Origin of the sequence: Candidatus Accumulibacter contiguus, from assembly GCF_036625285.1 — a bacterium.
GTDB classification, from domain to species: Bacteria; Pseudomonadota; Gammaproteobacteria; order Burkholderiales; family Rhodocyclaceae; genus Accumulibacter; species Accumulibacter contiguus.
This window is the reverse complement of sequence record NZ_JAZKUC010000002.1, coordinates 516,372-534,553: the sequence shown is the minus strand read 5'-3', so window position 1 is coordinate 534,553 and position 18,182 is coordinate 516,372. Positions and strand designations below refer to the sequence as shown.

The window sequence follows — 18,182 nt, the reverse complement described above, 5'->3', positions numbered from 1 at the left end:
CACCCTTGCCTGCTCGTTATTCCGAAACGCTGCCGCCGGCAGCTTCGATAGCCGCACGTGCACCCGCAGTCGCTCCGACACCCTTGAGGGTGATCTTACGATTGATCTCGCCCGAGAGCACCACCTTCGCCGACAGCGCATGCTGCGAAACCAGATTGGCCTGCATCAGCGTCGCCAGGTCGATCTCATCCACGGGCAAACGCGCGATCTCCGACAAGCGTACCTCACAGTTGCGAGCGTTGGTCAAGGACTTGAAGCCACGCTTCGGCAGGCGGCGCTGCAGGGGCATCTGGCCACCTTCAAAACCCACCTTGTGAAAACCGCCGGCGCGCGACTTCTGCCCCTTGTGACCACGACCACAGGTCTTGCCAAGACCGGATCCGATGCCTCGACCCACACGCTTCTTGGCCGGTCGTGCGCCATCGGCAGCTTGCACGGTATTGAGTTCCATCTCAGCCCTCACACTTCAGGAGGTACGAAACCTTGTTGATCATCCCGCGCACCGCCGGTGTATCTTCAAGAACCGAAATACTATTTACACGTCGAAGGCCCAGACCGCGCACCGTCGCGCGGTGAGATTCCTTGGTGCCGATCAGGCTCCTGACGAGTGTCACTTTCACTTTCTTCTCAGTCATTTCTCACCCCAGGATTTCGGCAACGGCTTTGCCACGTTTGGCGGCAACCTCCGCCGGTGTGGTCATCGCCCGCAAACCGTTGATCGTCGCGCGGACGATGTTATAGGGATTGGTCGACCCGTGCGCCTTGGCGACCACATTGGTCATTCCAATCACATCGAAGACAGCCCGCATGGCGCCACCTGCGATGATCCCGGTACCCTCGGGCGCCGGTTGCATCATTACTCTCGACGCGCCATGATGGCCGACGACGGTGTGCTGCAAGGTTCCACTCTTGAGACTGACCTTGATCAGATTCCGGCGCGCCTCTTCCATGGCCTTCTGGACCGCTACCGGAACTTCGCGCGACTTCCCCTTACCCATACCCACCCGACCGTCGCCGTCACCAACCACGGTAAGCGCTGCAAAACCGAGGATACGACCGCCCTTCACCACCTTGGTCACTCGGTTGATCGAGATCATCTTCTCGCGCATGCCGTCGTCAGGCTTTTCGGCTTGTTGAGGTTTCCTGCTTTGCGGTTTAGCCATTGATTACTCCAATTCTTTGCCGTGCGATCAGAACTTGAGACCGGCTTCACGCGCCGCATCTGCCAGCGCCTTGATCCGCCCGTGGTACCGGAAACCGGAACGATCGAATGCCACCTGGTCGATTCCGGCCTGTTTCGCGCGTTCAGCGATCAACTGACCGATCGTTTTTGCCGCACTGATGTCTCCACCGTTTGGCAGCGTCTTGCGTACTTCCGGCTCCAGCGACGATGCTGCTGCAAGAACCCTCGTCCCGCAAACCGAAATCACCTGTGCGTAGATGTGGCAGTTGCTGCGGTGCACGGACAAACGTACTGATTTGAGTTCGGCAATCTTGGCACGGGTCTGGCGAGATCTGCGCAAACGCGCCTGTTTTTTGTCAATCATCTGAGCACCCTTACTTTTTCTTTTTCGTTTCCTTGATCACGACGACTTCGTCCGCATAACGCACGCCCTTGCCCTTGTAGGGCTCCGGTTTGCGATAGGCACGAACCTCGGCCGCTACCTGGCCAACCAGCTGCCGGTCAATCCCCTTGATCACAATCTCGGTCTGTGTCGGAGTCGCAGCACTGATGCCTTTCGGCAACTGGTAGGCGACGGGATGCGAAAAGCCAAGGGTCAGGTTGAGCGTATCACCCTGCACCTGAGCACGGTAACCGACGCCAACCAGGCTGAGCTTACGCTCAAAACCCTTGCTGACTCCGGTGACCATGTTGGCAACCACGGCACGAACGGTTCCGGAAAGTGCATCGGATTGAGCCACCCCATCGACGGGTTTGCACAGCAGGCTGTCGCCCTCCTGCTCGACGGTCACCGCCGGGTGGGAGACAAAATCCAGAGCACCTAGAGGACCCTTGACCGAGATGGATTCTGCCGAGAGATCGACGGTGACACCCGGAGGGAGAAGAATTGGTTTCTTTGCAACGCGGGACATGGCTAACCCTTACGCGACGAAGCACAGCACTTCGCCACCGACATGGCTAGCGCGCGCCTTACGATCAGTCATGACGCCCTTGGGTGTCGACACGATCGCCACCCCCAGCCCGTTCATGACCTGCGGAATATCACCTACACCTCGATAAATGCGGAGACCTGGCCTCGAAACACGATCGATGCGCTCGATCACCGGACGGCCAGCATAATACTTCAGGCCAATCTCGAGAACCGGCTTACCGTCATTCGGACTCACAGCAAAGTCCTCAACATAGCCCTCGTCTTTCAAGACCTGGGCGATGGCGATTTTTACCTTGGAAGACGGCATGGCGACGGAGCCCTTGCTTGCCATCTGGGCATTTCGGATGCGTGTCAGCATATCGCTGATCGGATCACTCATACTCATTATGTTCTCTCCTGCCTACCAGCTAGCCTTGATCATTCCCGGCACCTCGCCTTGCATCACGAAATCGCGCAGCTTGCCACGACCCAAACCGAACTTCCGATAGACGCCCCGCGGACGGCCGGTCAGCGAACAGCGGTTACGGAGCCTGACCGGGCTGGCATTGCGTGGCAAGGCCTGCACTTTCAAGCGCGCCTCAAAGCGCTCTTCCACAGAACGACTCTGGTCGGACACAACGGCTATCAGTTCAGCACGCTTTTTGGCGTACTTTTCAACCATCTTGCGCCGCTTTTCACCACGGTTGATCACAGCGAGTTTCGCCATTTCGTCTCAGTTCCTGAAGGGAAATTTAAACGCGCCAAGCAAGGCACGCGCCTCTTCATCGGTCTTGGCAGTAGTAGTGACACTGATGTTCATGCCGCGAAGCGCATCGATCCTGTCGTACTCGATTTCAGGAAAGATAATCTGCTCCTTGAGGCCCATGTTGTAGTTGCCACGTCCGTCGAAACCTTTTCCGGAGATGCCGCGGAAGTCGCGAACCCGCGGCAGTGCAACGGTAACCAGGCGGTCGATAAATTCGAACATGCGCGGTCCGCGAAGAGTGACCATGCAGCCGATCGGATAGCCGGTACGTATCTTGAAACCGGCAATCGACTTGCGAGCCTTGGTGCTCACCGGCTTTTGCCCGGCAATCTTGACCAGGTCGCTCATCGCGTTCTCCAGAATCTTCTTGTCGGCGACCGCCTCACCGACCCCGATATTCAGGGTGACCTTGGTGATCCTCGGCACTTCCATTCTCGACTTGTACCCGAACCTCTGGGTCAACTCGTTCACCACAGTGGTGTTGTAATAATCCAGCAAACGCGCCATGACTACTCCTTAGGCCCCCAACACTTCGCCATTCGACTTGAAAAAACGCACCTTGGTGTTGTCTTCAAGTGTTCTGAAGCCGACACGATCCGCTTTTCTGGTCACCGGGTTGTAGAGCGCGACATTCGAAATGTGCAGCGGCATTTCTTTTTCGACAATGCCGCCGGCGATACCCTTGACCGGATTCGGCTTGACATGCTTTTTGGCACGATTGACGCCCTCCACCAGGACATGCTCGGCGTCGACACGGCGAAGCACGTTTCCACGCCTGCCCTTGTCCTTACCCGCGATCACGAGAACGTCGTCGCCTTTACGAATCTTTTCCATGGCCTTCCTTACAGCACTTCCGGAGCCAGGGAAACGATCTTCATGAAACGGTCACCACGCAACTCGCGTGTCACCGGCCCAAAGATGCGCGTTCCAATCGGCTCCATCTTGTTATTCAGGAGTACAGCCGCGTTGTGGTCAAACCTGACGAGCGACCCGTCAGGACGGCGTACGCCCTTGGCGGTACGCACCACCACGGCGCTATAGACATCACCCTTCTTGACGCGCCCACGTGGCGCCGCATCCTTGATGGTGACCTTGATAATGTCGCCGACACCAGCGTAGCGGCGCTTCGATCCGCCTAACACCTTGATACACATCACCGAGCGTGCACCGGTGTTGTCGGCGACGTCGAGAGTACTCTGCACTTGAATCATCTGTCACTCCAACTTGGCCCGCTGAGGCGGTCAGTCTTGGAACCCGCAAGGGGAGGAACGCTCAACATCGAAATACCGTCGAGCGCGGGAAAACCTAGAATTATAGCGGCTTTAGCAACAAAAGCAAGCTCTAAATCGCAATAGCACGTTCCAGAAGCTTCGTGACCACCCATGTCTTGGTCTTCGAAAGCGGACGAGACTCCTGAATTTCAACAACGTCACCGATTTTCGCCTGGTTGTTGTCGTTGTGTGCGTGGTACTTGCTGGAACGGACGATGATCTTGTTGTACATGGCGTGCTTGACGCGACGCTCGACGATCACCGTGACGGTCTTTTCCATACGGTCACTGACGACGCGCCCGATCAGAGTGCGCGTGTGGCTGGTGGTCTCGCTCATTGTTGAACTGCCTTTTCATGAAGAAGCGTGCGCACGCGCGCGATCTGACGACGCACTTTGCCAATCTGACTGTTATTCGACAACTGCTGTGTAGCAAGCTGCATGCGCAGGCCAAACTGGGCTTTCAGCAGGTCGAGCAATTCCTTGTTCAACTCGTCGACGGTTTTTGCTCTGAGTTCACTGACTTTCATGATCAACCCACCATACGCGTAACGAAAACCGTTGGAATCGGCAGCTTGGCGGCAGCAAGCGCAAAAGCTTCACGCGCCAGGCTCTCGGCGACCCCATCCATCTCATAGAGAACCTTGCCCGGCTTGATTTCAGCCACGTAGTACTCCGGGTTACCCTTGCCGCTGCCCATCCGGACTTCGGCGGGTTTCTTGGATATCGGCTTGTCCGGGAATATGCGGATCCAGATCCGGCCACCGCGCTTGATGTGCCGCGTCATGGCCCGCCGCGCTGCTTCAATCTGGCGGGCTGTCAGCCGCCCGCGACCAATCGCCTTGAGCCCGTACTCACCAAAACTCACCTTGGCACCCCGCAGCGCAAGGCCGGTATTACGGCCCTTCTGCTCTTTACGGTATTTTCTTCTAGTTGGCTGCAGCATCTGTGGTTCCTGCCTTTCTTACTCGTTTCACGGGTGCCTTCGCTTCCGTAGCGGCGCCCTCGGTCTTCACAAGCTCTTCCTGGCTGTCTGACCTTGCCTTCAGCGTACGTGTCCTGTCGGCCGGGTCAGCGGGGCGAGCGGAGCGACGGGGACGGCGCTGGTCGTCAAGTGCCGGCTCGGTGGAAACCGTTGCCGGCTCCTGGCGATTGAGAATCTCGCCCTTGAAAACCCAGACCTTGACGCCGATCAGACCGTAGGTGGTCAGAGCTTCCGAGGTTGCATAGTCAATGTCAGCGCGCAAGGTGTGCAGCGGCACGCGGCCTTCACGGTACCATTCGCGCCGGGCAATCTCGGCACCGTTGAGGCGGCCGGAACTCATGATCTTGATGCCCTGCGCGCCCAGTCGCATCGCGTTCTGCATCGCCCGCTTCATGGCGCGGCGGAACATGATGCGCTTCTCGAGCTGCTGCGTAATCGAGTCGGCGATCAACTGCGCATCCAGCTCGGGTTTGCGGATTTCTTCGATACTCACATGGACCGGGACGCCCATGATCTTCTGCAGAGCTCCCCGCAAGTGATCGATCTCCTCGCCCTTCTTGCCAATCACCACACCCGGACGAGCCGAGAAGACGGTAACGCGTGCGTTCTTGGCCGGACGCTCGATGAGGATGCGTCCAACCGAAGCATGTTTCAGCTTCTTCCGCAGGAATTCGCGAACTCGAACATCTTCGTTGAGCATGCCGGCGAAGTTCTTGCTGTTGGCGTACCAGCGTGACGACCAATCACGCGTAACGGCCAGACGAAAACCAGCAGGATGAATCTTTTGTCCCATTCTTGTTCCTCAGTTGCCGACGGTCAGAAAAACGTGACAGGTCGGCTTGACGATCCGGTTGCCGCGCCCCTTGGCTCGCGCCGTAAAGCGCTTGAGCACCATGCCTTTTTCGACACAGATAGTCTTTACCTTCAGTTCGTCAATATCGGCACCGACATTGTGTTCGGCGTTGGCAATAGCCGACTCGAGTACCTTCTTGATAATTGCGGCGCCTTTCTTTGGGCTGAACGTCAGAATATTGAGCGCCTTATCGACCGGCAAACCTCGAATCTGATCGGCCACCAGCCGACCTTTCTGGCTCGACAGCCGCACACCGCGCAAAACAGCACGAGTTTCCATATTCATTCCTTTACTTCTTGGCCTTCTTGCCAGAGGTGTGGCCTTTGAAGGTACGGGTCAGAGAAAACTCGCCCAGCTTGTGCCCAACCATGTTCTCGGTGACGTACACCGGAACGTGCTGCTTGCCGTTATGAACGGCAATGGTCAGACCCACGAAATCCGGCAGTACGGTTGACCTGCGCGACCACGTCTTGATCGGGCGCTTGTCGCCCGTCGCACGCACCGCGCTCACTTTATTAATTAGATGGGCATCTGCAAACGGGCCCTTTTTAACGGAACGTCCCATGGTTCTCTATCCCTTAGCGTTTTTGGCGGCGCTGCACGATCATCGACGTCGTGCGCTTGTTGCGACGGGTGCGATAACCTTTGGTCTTGGTACCCCAAGGACTGACCGGGTGCATACCCGCTGCTGTCTTGCCTTCGCCGCCACCGTGCGGGTGGTCGATCGGATTCATTGCGACGCCCCGCACTGTCGGGCGAATGCCGCGCCAACGATTGCCACCGGCCTTGCCTATGGAACGCAGGCTATGCTCTTCGTTACCTACCTCACCGACGGTCGCGCGGCACTCGACATGCACTCGACGAATCTCGCCGGAACGCAAGCGGAGCTGCGCGTGCACACCTTCGCGGGCCAGCAACTGTACCGAGGTACCAGCAGATCGCGCCAACTGTGCGCCCTTGCCAGGTACCATCTCGACGCAATGAATCGTTGTACCAACCGGAATATTACGGATCGGCAAGGTGTTGCCCACCTTGATCGGCGCTTCGGAACCACTGGAGACCTGCTGACCAACGGTCAGACCTTTCGGCGCGATGATGTAACGGCGCTCACCATCGGCGTAACAAAGCAAGGCAATGTTTGCGGTCCGGTTCGGATCATACTCAAGGCGCTCGACCTTTGCCGGAACGCCATCCTTGTTGCGCTTGAAATCAATCAGCCGATAGTGCTGCTTATGGCCACCACCCTGGTGCCGGGTCGTGATCTGGCCGTTGTTATTCCGACCAGCGTTCTTCGATTGTGGCTCGAGCAGTGCGGCAACTGGCTCGCCCTTGTGCAAATCTGCATTGACGACCCGGATGACGGCGCGACGGCCCGGCGAGGTCGGTTTGACTTTGACGAGTGCCATCAGACGCCCCCTCCATCGACGAAATTAATCTCCTGACCCGTCTGCAGACAGACATAGGCCTTCTTCCAGTTCTTGCGCTGACCCATCCTACGGCCAAATTTCTTGTGCTTGCCCTTGACGTTCGCGATCTGTACCGACTTGACGGAAACCTTGAACAGCAACTCGACAGCGCCCTTGACTTCAGGCTTGGTCGCATCGGATAACACACGAAAGATCACCTGATCGTGTTTGTCGGCAATGAAGGTGGCTTTTTCGGAGATCTGTGGTGCGAGCAGCACTTGCATCAGACGTTCTTGATTCATCCCAGGATCTCCTCAAACTTGGCGAGCGCACCTTTGGTCATCAGCACTTTCCGGAACTGGACCAGCGATATCGGGTCGGCTTGCTGGACTTCGACAACCAGGATGTTCGGTAGATTGCGCGATGCCAGGAACACGTTTTCGTCGAGAACATCCGTGATCACGAGCACCGAATCGTAGCCCATGCCCTTGATCTTGGACGCAAAAAGCTTCGTTTTCGGAGCTTCGATGGTGATCCTGTCGACCACCGCCAAGCGATCTTCGCGAACGAGCTGCGAGAGGATTGACGCCATCCCGGCGCGGTACATCTTGCGGTTCAACTTGTGACTGAAGTTCTCGTCCGGTGAACTCGGAAAGACTCGGCCACCACCTCGCCAGATCGGCGAAGATGACATGCCAGCGCGAGCGCGGCCCGTACCTTTCTGGCGCCATGGCTTCTTGGTGGTGTGCCTGACATCCTGGCGATCTTTTTGTCCACGGTTGCCGCTGCGACCGTTCGCCTGATAGGCTACCAAGACCTGGTGGATCAGCGCTTCATTGTATTCGCGGCCGAACAGCGTATCGGAAGCTTCGAGACGGCTCGCTTCCTGACCTTGCTCATTGATCAACTTGAGTTCCATTTATGCCCCCGCCTTGACTGCAGGGCGCACAATCACGTCCGACCCCTTGGATCCTGGAACTGCACCCTTGAGCAACAGCAACTGGCGTTCCACATCGACACGAACGACCTCTAGGTTTTGTTGGGTACGTTTGACAGCGCCCAGATGACCCGCCATTTTCTTACCCGGAAAAACGCGACCCGGATCCTGTGCCATTCCGGTTGAACCGAGCGCCTGATGCGAGACAGAATTGCCGTGCGCAGCACCCTGGGATTTGAAGTGATGCCGCTTGATCCCACCTGAAAAGCCCTTGCCGATGGTCTGACCGGTGACATCAACCTTTTGGCCGACGGCAAAGATGCTGACCGGGATCTGGTCGCCAGGCTGCAACGCAGCGAGGTCGGTAGCGGGAACGGGAAACTCCTTCAAGACGTGACCGGCTTCTACACCCGCCTTGGCAAGGTGCCCCGCGAGAGGCTTATTCACGCGCGATGAACGACGCTTGCCGAAAGCCACCTGAACGACCGAATAGCCGTCGTTCTCCGGCGTTTTGATCTGGGCGACGCGATTATTCGACACATCGAGCACAGTTACCGGGACACTCACACCATCGTCGGTAAAAATGCGCGTCATGCCGACCTTGCGCCCAACAAGGCCTAGACTCATGCTTATTCTCCTCTAACCGGCTACGATTGGCCGGCGAGCGCTGCGAACAAAAACGGGCAGTGATCACTACGCGACTGCCCGGCGAAAGGCGGCGATTATAGCCGCCAGCGGGTGCTTACTGCAACTTAATTTCGACGTCAACACCGGCGGGAAGATCGAGCTTCATTAATGCATCGACCGTCTTGTCGGTCGGATCGATAATATCCATCAGCCGCAGATGCGTGCGGATTTCGAACTGGTCGCGTGAGGTTTTGTCAACGTGCGGGGAACGCAGAATATCAAAACGCTCGATGCGCGTTGGCAGCGGCACCGGACCCCGGACGACGGCGCCGGTGCGCTTGGCGGTTTCAACAATTTCCTGGGCAGACTGATCGATCAAGCGATAGTCGAAGGCTTTCAGGCGAATACGGATTTTCTGGCTTTGCATTATTATTCCAAAGAGCGATCGGTGGAGCCGAAGCCCCACCAGAAATGTGCCGGACTACTCGATGATTTTCGCCACCACGCCGGCGCCGACGGTACGTCCTCCTTCGCGGATCGCAAAGCGCAGGCCTTCTTCCATGGCGATCGGGGCAATCAGCTTGACCGTCATCTGGACATTGTCCCCTGGCATGACCATCTCGACGCCTTCCGGCATGGCGATGGCGCCGGTCACGTCCGTCGTCCGGAAGTAGAATTGCGGACGATAGTTGTTGAAGAACGGCGTATGACGCCCCCCCTCTTCCTTCGACAGACAGTACACCTCTCCGGTGAAATGCGTGTGCGGCTTGATCGAACCCGGCTTCGCCAGCACCTGCCCGCGCTCGACGTCGTCACGCTTGGTGCCGCGCAGCAGCACGCCCACGTTGTCGCCGGCCTGACCCTGGTCGAGCAGTTTGCGGAACATCTCCACACCCGTGCAGATCGTCTTCACCGTCGGCTTGATGCCGACAATCTCGACTTCTTCACCCACCTTGACAACGCCCCGCTCGACACGGCCCGTCACCACCGTACCCCGACCGGAAATCGAGAACACGTCCTCGATCGGCAACAGGAAAGGTTTGTCGATCGCCCGCTGCGGCGTCGGAATGTAGGCATCCAGCGCATCCGCCAGCGCCATCACCGACTGCTCCCCCAGCGGACCCGTATCGCCTTCCAGCGCCTTCAGCGCCGAACCCTGGATGATCGGCGTGTCGTCTCCCGGAAAATCGTACTTGGACAGCAGTTCGCGCACTTCCATGTCGACCAGTTCCAGCAACTCGGCGTCGTCCACCATGTCGCACTTGTTCAGATACACGACAACGTACGGCACACCCACCTGACGCGCCAGCAAAATGTGCTCGCGCGTTTGCGGCATCGGGCCATCCGCCGCCGAAACCACCAGAATCGCGCCGTCCATCTGCGCCGCACCGGTAATCATGTTCTTGATGTAGTCGGCGTGACCCGGGCAATCCACGTGCGCATAGTGACGCTTGGACGTCTCGTACTCGACGTGCGCCGTATTGATCGTGATGCCGCGCGCCTTTTCCTCGGGCGCGGCGTCGATCTGGTCGTAGGCCTTGGCAACACCGCCAAATTTCTTCGCCAGAATCGTCGTGATCGCCGCCGTCAACGTCGTCTTCCCGTGATCGACGTGCCCAATCGTGCCGACGTTGACGTGCGGCTTCGTACGCTCAAATTTTCCCTTTGCCATTTACCGTATCCTCAATCAGTCATTTCTTGTTGATGACCGCTTCGGCGACATTCTTCGGCGCCTCGGCGTAGTGCTTGAATTCCATCGAGTAGGTCGCACGACCCTGGCTCAGCGATCGGAGGGTGGTCGAATAACCAAACATCTCGGCCAGCGGCACCTCCGCCTTGATGGCCTTGATGTTGCCTGGCAAGTCTTCCATCCCCTGGATCATGCCACGACGACTCGAGAGGTCACCCATCACATTGCCCATGTAATCCTCCGGCGTCTCCACATCGACCGCCATCATCGGCTCCAGCAGCGTCGGCGAGGCACGCCGCATGCCTTCCTTGAAGGCTATGGCTGCGGCCTGGCGGAAGGCATTCTCGTTGGAGTCGACGTCGTGGTAGGAGCCCTCGAACAGGGTAAACTTGATGTCCACCACCGGGAAGCCGGCGAGGACACCGCTGGTCACCGAATCCTGCAAGCCCTTGTCGACCGCCGGGATGTACTCGCGAGGCACCGTACCGCCCTTGATGGCGTCGACGAATTCGTAGCCCTTGCCTGGCTCGTTGGGCTCGATCTTCAGCCAGACATGGCCATACTGACCGCGACCACCCGACTGCTTGACGAATTTCCCTTCCTGTTCGACCGACTTCTTGATACATTCGCGGTAAGCGACCTGTGGAGCGCCGACGTTGGCGTCCACGCCGAACTCGCGCTTCAGCCGGTCAACGATGATCTCGAGATGCAACTCACCCATTCCCGAGATAATCGTCTGCCCTGACTCTTCATCGGTACGCACTCGGAATGAGGGATCCTCCTGCGCCAGGCGGCCGAGAGCGATGCCCATTTTTTCCTGGTCAGGCTTGGTCTTCGGCTCGACAGCCACGTGAATCACCGGCTCAGGAAAAACCATGCGCTCGAGGGTAATGACTGCCGAGGGATCGCATAGCGTCTCGCCGGTGGTGACATCCTTGAGGCCTACGCAGGCTGCGATGTCGCCGGCAAGAACTTCCTTGAGTTCTTCACGGTTGTTGGCGTGCATCTGCAAAACGCGTCCAATACGCTCACGGCGACCCTTGATCGGATTGTAGATGGTGTCACCGGACTTCAGGACGCCAGAATAGACGCGGATAAAGGTCAGCTGACCAACATAGGGGTCGGTCATCAGCTTGAAGGCGAGGGCGGAAAACTTGGCCGTGTCGGAGGCCTCGCGCGTATCCGGCTCGCCGTTTTCCTTTTCCCCGGTAACCGGAGGAATATCGACCGGCGACGGCAGGAGATCAATCACCGCGTCGAGCATGCGTTGCACGCCCTTGTTCTTGAAAGCGGTACCGCAAAGCGCTGGCTGAATCTCGCAGGCAATCGTTCGGTCACGCAGGCCCTTGATGATCTCGGCCTCGGTCAGATCACCGACATCGAGATATTTGTCCATCAACTCCTCGGACGATTCGGCGGCGGCTTCGATCATCTTGCTGCGCCACTCGTCGGCCTCGGCCTGCAATGCGGCCGGAATCTCGCGATAATCGAACTTCATCCCCAGAGAGGCTTCATCCCAGTAGATCGCCTTCATCTTGATCAGATCGACGACGCCCTCGAAGTAGTCTTCCTTGCCAATCGGAATCACGATCGGGACGGGATTGGCCTTGAGACGAGTCCGCATCTGGTCGATGACCTTGAGGAAATCCGCACCCTGGCGATCCATCTTGTTGATGAAAGCCAGACGCGGCACCTTGTATTTGGTCGCCTGCCGCCAAACGGTCTCCGACTGCGGCTGAACACCACCAACGGCGCAATAAATCATGCACGCGCCGTCGAGAACCCGCATCGAGCGCTCCACTTCAATCGTGAAGTCGACGTGACCCGGCGTATCGATGATGTTGATCCGGTGCTCCGGGCGATCAAGCTGCATCCCCTTCCAGAAGCAGGTCGTGGCCGCCGAAGTAATGGTGATGCCGCGCTCCTGCTCTTGCGCCATCCAGTCCATGGTCGCGGCGCCGTCATGTACTTCACCGATCTTGTGGTTGATACCCGTGTAGAACAGAATACGTTCGGTCGCCGTCGTTTTACCGGCATCGATGTGAGCGCTGATACCGATGTTCCGGTAACGCTCGATGGGGGTTTTGCGTGCCACAGTAGTAAACCTTCACTAATAAAGAACGATCGTCAGCACCGCGGCTGCCGGTGGTGTGCCTTAGAACCGGAAGTGTGCGAACGCCTTGTTGGCTTCGGCCATACGGTGCACTTCGTCACGCTTCTTGACCGCACCGCCGCGACTTTCCGATGCTTCGAGCATTTCGGCTGCCAGGCGTTGACCCATCGACTTTTCGGAGCGCTTGCGTGCCGACTCGCGCAGCCAGCGCATGGCCAGCGCCATACGGCGACTCGGACGGACTTCGACTGGCACCTGGTAATTGGCACCGCCCACGCGACGGCTCTTCACTTCGACCAGCGGCTTGATGTTGCCCAAGGCCAAACCGAAAACTTCCAGCGGATCTTTGCCGGATTTGGTGACAATCTGGTCAAAGGCACCATAGACAATGCGCTCGGCAACGGATTTCTTGCCACTCTTCATGATCGTATTCACGAACTTCGACACTTCGACATTACCGAACTTCGGGTCCGGCAGAATATCGCGCTTCGGCACTTCACGACGACGGGGCATAACGACCTCTCATAGTCACAATTCAGTCGAAGAGTCAGGCAATCGGCCCAGCCCTCCCGGCCACCCATCAGGAGCGGCCCTTACTCGGACGGAACTCAAGCAGCTTTCGGGCGCTTGGTACCATACTTGGAACGACCCTGCTTGCGCTTCTTGACGCCCTGCGTATCCAGCGAGCCGCGAACGGTGTGGTAACGAACACCCGGCAAGTCCTTGACGCGACCGCCCCGGATCAGAACAACAGAGTGCTCCTGAAGGTTGTGACCTTCACCGCCAATGTACGAAATGACCTCGAAGCCATTCGTCAGTCGTACTTTGCAAACTTTCCGCAGTGCAGAGTTCGGCTTTTTCGGCGTGGTGGTGTAGACACGTGTGCACACTCCCCTTTTCTGAGGGCAATTGCTCAGCGCCGGGACTTTGCTCTTGCTGCGTATCGCCTCGCGAGGCTTGCGCACCAGCTGGTTAATGGTCGGCATGTTTCTACCCCTATGTTCAGTTCAGCAAGCAACGTGACAAGCACATGGCTTCTGCAAAAACCAAGGCGGACCAAAGGCCGCCCTGGCGATAATCATGAAAAGCCGACGCACTCGATGGCTATCGGCGACAAAGACCGGCGATTCTAGGGTCTATTACGTTACAAGTCAAGCAACTGGGGCATTCTGGGAGATCTCTTCGCTGCGGGATGCCTCGTCGTCGGTCTGTAATCCAAGCCCGCCAGCGATATCCTCGCCGGCAGCGTTCTTCTTGCGCGTACTGTGATAAGCCAGCCCCGTACCCGCCGGAATGAGCCGACCGACGATGACGTTCTCCTTGAGTCCGCGCAACTCGTCACGCTTGCCCATGATCGCCGCTTCGGTCAACACCCTTGTCGTTTCCTGGAACGACGCTGCCGAAATGAATGAATCGGTGGACAAGGAGGCCTTGGTGATGCCCAGCAACACATGCTCGTAGCTTGCGGGCAGCTTCCCCTCGGCGAGCATGCGATCATTCTCGTCAAGCAGGTGGGCGCGCTCGACCTGCTCACCCTTGATGAATTTGGTGTCGCCCGGATCCAGTACATTGACCCGGCGCAGCATCTGACGAACAATCACCTCGATGTGCTTGTCGTTGATCTTGACGCCCTGCAGGCGATAAACGTCCTGCACTTCATCGGTGATATAAATGGCCAAAGCTTCAACGCCCAACAAGCGCAGAATGTCGTGAGGATCCGGTGCCCCATCGACGATCGACTCCCCCTTGTTCACTACCTGCCCGTCATGCACCAGGACATGCTTGTCCTTGAGAATCAGGTACTCGTGAGTAAGCCCGTCAAGATCGGTAATCACCAGCCGCTGCTTGCCCTTGGTATCCTTGCCGAAGGACATGGTGCCGGTGTATTCTGCCAGCATACCTGCATCCTTGGGCGTACGCGCTTCGAAGAGTTCGGCCACGCGCGGCAGGCCGCCGGTGATGTCCCGCGTCTTGGCTGACTCCTGCTGCAGCCGCGCGAGCACGTCGCCAACCGAAATCTGTTGCCCATCAAGCACGTTGATGATCGCGCCCACCTGGAAAGTGATGGTCACCGGGTGATCGCTGCCATGCATCTTGACTTCCTGGCCGTCGGGCTCGAACAACCTGACCTGCGGACGCAAGCCCTTGCTGGGCGCCTTGCCACCGCGCTTTGGATCAATCACCACCAGCGTTGAAAGGCCTGTGACCTCATCGATCTGCTTGGCAACGGTCACGCCTTCCTCGACATTCTCGAACTTCACGAGACCCGAGTACTCGGCGATGATCGGTCGCGTGTGCGGATCCCAGCTGGCCAGCCTGGCACCGGCCTTGACGGCTTGACCGTCAGCGACCTGCAATGTCGCGCCATAGGGGACTTTGTGCTTCTCACGCTCGCGACCGTTGTCGTCGGTAATCAGGATCTCGCCGGAACGGGTGATGACAATCTTCTCTCCCTTGGCGCTGGTAACGTAGCGCATCGTCGAAGTGAAGCGCACCACACCGGCACTGTGCGTCTCGACGTGGCTCGCCACGGCGGCGCGTGACGCTGCACCACCGACGTGGAAGGTACGCATGGTCAACTGCGTTCCGGGCTCGCCAATCGATTGTGCAGCGATGACGCCGACCGCTTCGCCGACATTGACCGACGAACCACGACCGAGGTCGCGACCGTAACACTTGGCACACAAACCGTAACGGGTTTCGCAGGTCAACGGGGTACGCGCCTTGACTTCGTCGATACCCAACTGATCGATCAGATCACAATGATCCTCGCTGATCAGCGTTCCCTGCTCGATGACCGTCTCCTGCGTATCCGGATGCACTATGTCGGAAGCCGTGACGCGACCGAGGATACGCTCGCGCAAGGCTTCGATGACCTCACCGCCTTCGATCAGCGCCTTCATCGTGACCCCATTACTGGTTCCACAATCGTCCTCGATCACCACCAGGTCCTGCGTTACGTCAACCAGTCGCCGTGTCAGATAACCCGAGTTGGCGGTTTTCAATGCCGTGTCCGCGAGCCCCTTGCGTGCACCGTGGGTCGAGATGAAGTACTGCAGGACGTTCAGGCCCTCACGGAAATTGGTGGTGATCGGCGTTTCAATGATCGATCCGTCCGGTTTGGCCATCAGGCCGCGCATGCCCGCCAACTGGCGAATCTGCGCCGCTGAACCGCGCGCCCCGGAATCGGCCATCATGAAGATCGAGTTGAAGGACTCCTGCATCTCCTTCTCACCGTGGCGGTTGGTGACTTCCTCCTGGCCAAGCTGCTCCATCATCACCTTGGCAACCCTGTCGCCGGTGCGCCCCCAGATGTCGACCACCTTGTTGTAACGTTCACCGTTGGTGACCAGACCGTTGGTGTACTGGTTCTCGATTTCCTTGACCTCTTCGTCCGCCTCGGCAATGATCTCGCGCTTCTGTGCCGGCACCAGCATGTCGTCAGAACAAATCGAAATGCCGGCGCGGGTCGCCAGCCGATAGCCGTTCTGCATCAGCTTGTCGGCAAAGACAACGGTTTCCTTGAGTCCACAGCGGCGAAAAGCAGCGTTGATCAGCTTCGAGATTTCCTTCTTCTTGAGGCTCTTGTCGATCAGGCTGAATGGCAGACCTTTCGGTAAAATCTCGGAAAGCAGCGCACGCCCGGCGGTCGTGTGATAACGCGTGATCTTTTCCTGCCAGCCGTTCTCGCCGTCACTCTCGTATTCGGTAATACGAACCACAATGCGTGCATGGATATCGAGCTCACCGGCCTGCATGGCGCGCGTCACCTCTGCCAGGTCCGGGAACATCATCCCCTCGCCCCTGGCATTGATCCGCTCGCGAGTGGCGTAGTAGAGACCAAGAACGATATCCTGCGACGGAACGATGATCGGCTCGCCATTCGCTGGCGACAGGACATTGTTGGATGCCAGCATCAGGGTTCGGGCTTCCATCTGGGCTTCCAGCGACAAGGGCACGTGCACCGCCATCTGGTCACCGTCGAAGTCGGCGTTGAATGCCGCGCAAACCAGCGGATGCAACTGGATCGCCTTGCCTTCGATCAGCGTCGGTTCGAAGGCCTGGATGCCGAGACGGTGTAGCGTTGGCGCGCGGTTGAGCATGATCGGATGTTCGCGAATCACCTCTTCGAGGATATCCCAGACCACCGCCTCCTGCATCTCGACCATCTTTTTGGCCTGCTTGATGGTGGTCGCCAGACCCATCACTTCGAGACGGTTAAAAATGAAAGGCTTGAACAGTTCAAGTGCCATCAGCTTCGGCAGCCCGCACTGGTGCAGCTTGAGTTGTGGTCCGACGACGATCACCGAACGACCGGAGTAATCCACACGCTTGCCGAGCAGGTTCTGGCGGAAACGGCCGCCCTTGCCCTTGATCATGTCCGCCAGCGACTTCAGCGGACGCTTGTTGGCACCGGTCATCGCCTTGCCGCGACGCCCATTGTCGAGAAGCGAATCAACCGCTTCCTGGAGCATGCGCTTTTCGTTGCGCACGATGATTTCCGGCGCCTTCAACTCGAGCAGGCGCTTCAGGCGATTGTTGCGGTTGATGACGCGGCGGTAGAGATCGTTGAGATCCGAGGTCGCAAAACGCCCACCGTCAAGCGGCACCAAGGGACGGAGATCCGGCGGCAGCACCGGCAGCACTTCGAGCACCATCCACTCCGGCTTGATGCCCGATTTCTGAAAGCCCTCCAGGATCTTCAGACGCTTGGAGAACTTCTTGCTCTTGGTTTCCGAGGTGGTCGTCTCCAGCTCGCTGCGCAGCGTTTCGACTTCACGCGCCAGATCGATGGAACGTAACAACTCGCGAATGCCTTCAGCGCCCATTTTGGCTTCGAAGTCGTCGCCGTACTCCTCGACCTTGGAGGTGTAGTCATCCTCGGTCAGCAACTGGCCGCGAGCCAGGGGCGTCATGCCGGGTTCGAAGACCACGAAAGCCTCGAAGTAAAGTACACGTTCAATGTCGCGCAGGGTCATGTCGAGCACCATGCCCAGACGGCTCGGCAAACTCTTCAGGAACCAGATATGGGCGACCGGGCTGGCCAACTCGATGTGTGCCATGCGCTCACGACGCACCTTGGCCAGGGTGACTTCAACGCCACACTTCTCACAGATGACGCCCCGATGCTTGAGCCGCTTGTACTTGCCGCAAAGACACTCATAGTCCTTGATCGGGCCAAAAATCTTGGCGCAGAACAGCCCGTCACGCTCCGGCTTGAAGGTACGGTAGTTGATTGTTTCCGGCTTCTTGACTTCACCATAGGACCATGAGCGAATCTTTTCCGGCGAGGCAAGGCCGATGGTGATCGCATCGAACTGCTCTTCCTGCGTCACCTGCCTAAACAAATCCAGCAATGCTTTCATCTTTTGCTCCTGTGAGGAGTGCGCTGTCAGGGGAAAGGGTCATGCGGTGGAAGGATTTACATTCCTCACTCACCCCA

26 protein-coding genes are annotated in these 18,182 nt (G+C 58.1%); all 26 read right to left on the bottom strand.

Going from position 1 to position 18,182, the window contains the following annotated elements; genetic code table 11:
* Positions 1-16: 16 nt before the first annotated feature.
* The 26 genes from rplO to rpoC all read right to left on the bottom strand — a co-directional run bounded on the left by rplO (position 17) and on the right by rpoC (position 18,105).
* Positions 17-451 carry a 50S ribosomal protein L15 gene (gene rplO, locus V5B59_RS21015; RefSeq protein ID WP_034910019.1) on the bottom strand — a complete coding sequence of 145 codons (435 nt, stop codon included), beginning with the start codon at positions 449-451 and terminating at the stop codon, positions 17-19.
* Position 452: 1 nt separating this feature from the next.
* Positions 453-635, bottom strand: a complete 183-nt coding sequence (gene rpmD, locus V5B59_RS21010) for a 50S ribosomal protein L30 (protein ID WP_034910021.1) — start codon at positions 633-635, stop codon at positions 453-455.
* A gap of 3 nt (positions 636-638) precedes the next feature.
* Positions 639-1,163 (bottom strand): 30S ribosomal protein S5, encoded by a 525-nt coding sequence (rpsE, locus tag V5B59_RS21005; RefSeq protein ID WP_288132257.1) that lies wholly within the window; start codon positions 1,161-1,163, stop codon positions 639-641.
* Positions 1,164-1,190: 27 nt separating this feature from the next.
* Entirely contained in the window at positions 1,191-1,544 is a 354-nt protein-coding gene (rplR, locus tag V5B59_RS21000; RefSeq protein WP_169069081.1) for a 50S ribosomal protein L18, read from the bottom strand.
* A 13-nt stretch (positions 1,545-1,557) separates the two neighbouring features.
* Positions 1,558-2,094 carry a 50S ribosomal protein L6 gene (gene rplF, locus V5B59_RS20995; RefSeq protein WP_169069027.1) on the bottom strand — a complete coding sequence of 179 codons (537 nt, stop codon included), beginning with the start codon at positions 2,092-2,094 and terminating at the stop codon, positions 1,558-1,560.
* A 9-nt stretch (positions 2,095-2,103) separates the two neighbouring features.
* Entirely contained in the window at positions 2,104-2,499 is a 396-nt protein-coding gene (gene rpsH / locus V5B59_RS20990) for a 30S ribosomal protein S8 (protein WP_169069028.1), read from the bottom strand.
* Between the two features lie 15 nt (positions 2,500-2,514).
* Complete coding sequence (gene rpsN, locus V5B59_RS20985; RefSeq protein ID WP_034910027.1) at positions 2,515-2,820, bottom strand: 30S ribosomal protein S14; 306 nt, start codon at positions 2,818-2,820, stop codon at positions 2,515-2,517.
* Between the two features lie 6 nt (positions 2,821-2,826).
* Complete coding sequence (rplE, locus tag V5B59_RS20980; protein ID WP_034914329.1) at positions 2,827-3,366, bottom strand: 50S ribosomal protein L5; 540 nt, start codon at positions 3,364-3,366, stop codon at positions 2,827-2,829.
* Between the two features lie 9 nt (positions 3,367-3,375).
* Positions 3,376-3,693, bottom strand: a complete 318-nt coding sequence (rplX, locus tag V5B59_RS20975) for a 50S ribosomal protein L24 (protein ID WP_034914331.1) — start codon at positions 3,691-3,693, stop codon at positions 3,376-3,378.
* Between the two features lie 8 nt (positions 3,694-3,701).
* On the bottom strand, positions 3,702-4,070 hold the full coding sequence (rplN, locus tag V5B59_RS20970; protein WP_034914334.1) for a 50S ribosomal protein L14: 369 nt from the start codon (positions 4,068-4,070) through the stop codon (positions 3,702-3,704).
* A 130-nt stretch (positions 4,071-4,200) separates the two neighbouring features.
* Positions 4,201-4,467 (bottom strand): 30S ribosomal protein S17, encoded by a 267-nt coding sequence (rpsQ, locus tag V5B59_RS20965; RefSeq protein ID WP_034914337.1) that lies wholly within the window; start codon positions 4,465-4,467, stop codon positions 4,201-4,203.
* The gene (gene rpmC, locus V5B59_RS20960; RefSeq protein ID WP_034914340.1) at positions 4,464-4,658 is read right to left on the bottom strand and encodes a 50S ribosomal protein L29; all 195 of its coding nucleotides are present in this window, start codon (positions 4,656-4,658) and stop codon (positions 4,464-4,466) included. The genes rpsQ and rpmC overlap by 4 nt, the downstream gene beginning before the upstream one ends.
* A 2-nt stretch (positions 4,659-4,660) precedes the next feature.
* Entirely contained in the window at positions 4,661-5,074 is a 414-nt protein-coding gene (gene rplP / locus V5B59_RS20955; RefSeq protein ID WP_034914343.1) for a 50S ribosomal protein L16, read from the bottom strand.
* Positions 5,058-5,906: a 30S ribosomal protein S3 gene (gene rpsC, locus V5B59_RS20950; RefSeq protein ID WP_169069029.1), complete on the bottom strand. Its 849-nt coding sequence runs from the start codon at positions 5,904-5,906 to the stop codon at positions 5,058-5,060. Before rpsC ends, rplP begins: the two co-directional genes overlap by 17 nt.
* A gap of 9 nt (positions 5,907-5,915) precedes the next feature.
* Complete coding sequence (gene rplV / locus V5B59_RS20945) at positions 5,916-6,245, bottom strand: 50S ribosomal protein L22 (protein WP_169069082.1); 330 nt, start codon at positions 6,243-6,245, stop codon at positions 5,916-5,918.
* A 10-nt stretch (positions 6,246-6,255) separates the two neighbouring features.
* Positions 6,256-6,531, bottom strand: coding sequence for a 30S ribosomal protein S19 (rpsS, locus tag V5B59_RS20940; protein WP_169069030.1), 276 nt, complete (start codon positions 6,529-6,531; stop codon positions 6,256-6,258).
* Between the two features lie 13 nt (positions 6,532-6,544).
* Positions 6,545-7,372, bottom strand: a complete 828-nt coding sequence (gene rplB / locus V5B59_RS20935) for a 50S ribosomal protein L2 (RefSeq protein WP_169069031.1) — start codon at positions 7,370-7,372, stop codon at positions 6,545-6,547.
* Positions 7,372-7,674, bottom strand: a complete 303-nt coding sequence (rplW, locus tag V5B59_RS20930; RefSeq protein WP_169069032.1) for a 50S ribosomal protein L23 — start codon at positions 7,672-7,674, stop codon at positions 7,372-7,374. The genes rplB and rplW overlap by 1 nt, the downstream gene beginning before the upstream one ends.
* Complete coding sequence (rplD, locus tag V5B59_RS20925; RefSeq protein ID WP_169069033.1) at positions 7,671-8,291, bottom strand: 50S ribosomal protein L4; 621 nt, start codon at positions 8,289-8,291, stop codon at positions 7,671-7,673. Before rplD ends, rplW begins: the two co-directional genes overlap by 4 nt.
* Positions 8,292-8,936 (bottom strand): 50S ribosomal protein L3, encoded by a 645-nt coding sequence (gene rplC, locus V5B59_RS20920; RefSeq protein ID WP_169069034.1) that lies wholly within the window; start codon positions 8,934-8,936, stop codon positions 8,292-8,294.
* 115 nt (positions 8,937-9,051) lie between these two features.
* Positions 9,052-9,363 (bottom strand): 30S ribosomal protein S10, encoded by a 312-nt coding sequence (gene rpsJ / locus V5B59_RS20915; RefSeq protein ID WP_169069035.1) that lies wholly within the window; start codon positions 9,361-9,363, stop codon positions 9,052-9,054.
* Positions 9,364-9,417: 54 nt separating this feature from the next.
* Entirely contained in the window at positions 9,418-10,608 is a 1,191-nt protein-coding gene (gene tuf / locus V5B59_RS20910) for an elongation factor Tu (protein WP_332352294.1), read from the bottom strand.
* Between the two features lie 19 nt (positions 10,609-10,627).
* Entirely contained in the window at positions 10,628-12,721 is a 2,094-nt protein-coding gene (gene fusA / locus V5B59_RS20905; RefSeq protein WP_034909550.1) for an elongation factor G, read from the bottom strand.
* Between the two features lie 60 nt (positions 12,722-12,781).
* The gene (gene rpsG, locus V5B59_RS20900; protein ID WP_288129743.1) at positions 12,782-13,252 is read right to left on the bottom strand and encodes a 30S ribosomal protein S7; all 471 of its coding nucleotides are present in this window, start codon (positions 13,250-13,252) and stop codon (positions 12,782-12,784) included.
* A gap of 95 nt (positions 13,253-13,347) precedes the next feature.
* A complete protein-coding gene (gene rpsL / locus V5B59_RS20895) occupies positions 13,348-13,725 on the bottom strand; it encodes a 30S ribosomal protein S12 (RefSeq protein WP_288129745.1) in 378 nt (125 codons plus the stop codon).
* A 165-nt stretch (positions 13,726-13,890) separates the two neighbouring features.
* The gene (rpoC, locus tag V5B59_RS20890) at positions 13,891-18,105 is read right to left on the bottom strand and encodes a DNA-directed RNA polymerase subunit beta' (protein WP_288129747.1); all 4,215 of its coding nucleotides are present in this window, start codon (positions 18,103-18,105) and stop codon (positions 13,891-13,893) included.
* Between the last annotated feature and the right edge of the window lie 77 nt (positions 18,106-18,182).

What these genes read in the sequence shown, in the direction of transcription:
- rplO (WP_034910019.1), bottom strand. Translation starts at nt 451, where the DNA reads ATGGAACTCAATACCGTGCAAGCTGCCGATGGCGCACGACCGGCCAAG.
- rpmD (WP_034910021.1), bottom strand. Translation starts at nt 635, where the DNA reads ATGACTGAGAAGAAAGTGAAAGTGACACTCGTCAGGAGCCTGATCGGC.
- rpsE (WP_288132257.1), bottom strand. Translation starts at nt 1,163, where the DNA reads ATGGCTAAACCGCAAAGCAGGAAACCTCAACAAGCCGAAAAGCCTGAC.
- rplF (WP_169069027.1), bottom strand. Translation starts at nt 2,094, where the DNA reads ATGTCCCGCGTTGCAAAGAAACCAATTCTTCTCCCTCCGGGTGTCACC.
- rpsH (WP_169069028.1), bottom strand. Translation starts at nt 2,499, where the DNA reads ATGAGTATGAGTGATCCGATCAGCGATATGCTGACACGCATCCGAAAT.
- rpsN (WP_034910027.1), bottom strand. Translation starts at nt 2,820, where the DNA reads ATGGCGAAACTCGCTGTGATCAACCGTGGTGAAAAGCGGCGCAAGATG.
- rplE (WP_034914329.1), bottom strand. Translation starts at nt 3,366, where the DNA reads ATGGCGCGTTTGCTGGATTATTACAACACCACTGTGGTGAACGAGTTG.
- rplX (WP_034914331.1), bottom strand. Translation starts at nt 3,693, where the DNA reads ATGGAAAAGATTCGTAAAGGCGACGACGTTCTCGTGATCGCGGGTAAG.
- rplN (WP_034914334.1), bottom strand. Translation starts at nt 4,070, where the DNA reads ATGATTCAAGTGCAGAGTACTCTCGACGTCGCCGACAACACCGGTGCA.
- rpsQ (WP_034914337.1), bottom strand. Translation starts at nt 4,467, where the DNA reads ATGAGCGAGACCACCAGCCACACGCGCACTCTGATCGGGCGCGTCGTC.
- rpmC (WP_034914340.1), bottom strand. Translation starts at nt 4,658, where the DNA reads ATGAAAGTCAGTGAACTCAGAGCAAAAACCGTCGACGAGTTGAACAAG.
- rplP (WP_034914343.1), bottom strand. Translation starts at nt 5,074, where the DNA reads ATGCTGCAGCCAACTAGAAGAAAATACCGTAAAGAGCAGAAGGGCCGT.
- rpsC (WP_169069029.1), bottom strand. Translation starts at nt 5,906, where the DNA reads ATGGGACAAAAGATTCATCCTGCTGGTTTTCGTCTGGCCGTTACGCGT.
- rplV (WP_169069082.1), bottom strand. Translation starts at nt 6,245, where the DNA reads ATGGAAACTCGTGCTGTTTTGCGCGGTGTGCGGCTGTCGAGCCAGAAA.
- rpsS (WP_169069030.1), bottom strand. Translation starts at nt 6,531, where the DNA reads ATGGGACGTTCCGTTAAAAAGGGCCCGTTTGCAGATGCCCATCTAATT.
- rplB (WP_169069031.1), bottom strand. Translation starts at nt 7,372, where the DNA reads ATGGCACTCGTCAAAGTCAAACCGACCTCGCCGGGCCGTCGCGCCGTC.
- rplW (WP_169069032.1), bottom strand. Translation starts at nt 7,674, where the DNA reads ATGAATCAAGAACGTCTGATGCAAGTGCTGCTCGCACCACAGATCTCC.
- rplD (WP_169069033.1), bottom strand. Translation starts at nt 8,291, where the DNA reads ATGGAACTCAAGTTGATCAATGAGCAAGGTCAGGAAGCGAGCCGTCTC.
- rplC (WP_169069034.1), bottom strand. Translation starts at nt 8,936, where the DNA reads ATGAGTCTAGGCCTTGTTGGGCGCAAGGTCGGCATGACGCGCATTTTT.
- rpsJ (WP_169069035.1), bottom strand. Translation starts at nt 9,363, where the DNA reads ATGCAAAGCCAGAAAATCCGTATTCGCCTGAAAGCCTTCGACTATCGC.
- tuf (WP_332352294.1), bottom strand. Translation starts at nt 10,608, where the DNA reads ATGGCAAAGGGAAAATTTGAGCGTACGAAGCCGCACGTCAACGTCGGC.
- rpsG (WP_288129743.1), bottom strand. Translation starts at nt 13,252, where the DNA reads ATGCCCCGTCGTCGTGAAGTGCCGAAGCGCGATATTCTGCCGGACCCG.
- rpsL (WP_288129745.1), bottom strand. Translation starts at nt 13,725, where the DNA reads ATGCCGACCATTAACCAGCTGGTGCGCAAGCCTCGCGAGGCGATACGC.
- rpoC (WP_288129747.1), bottom strand. Translation starts at nt 18,105, where the DNA reads ATGAAAGCATTGCTGGATTTGTTTAGGCAGGTGACGCAGGAAGAGCAG.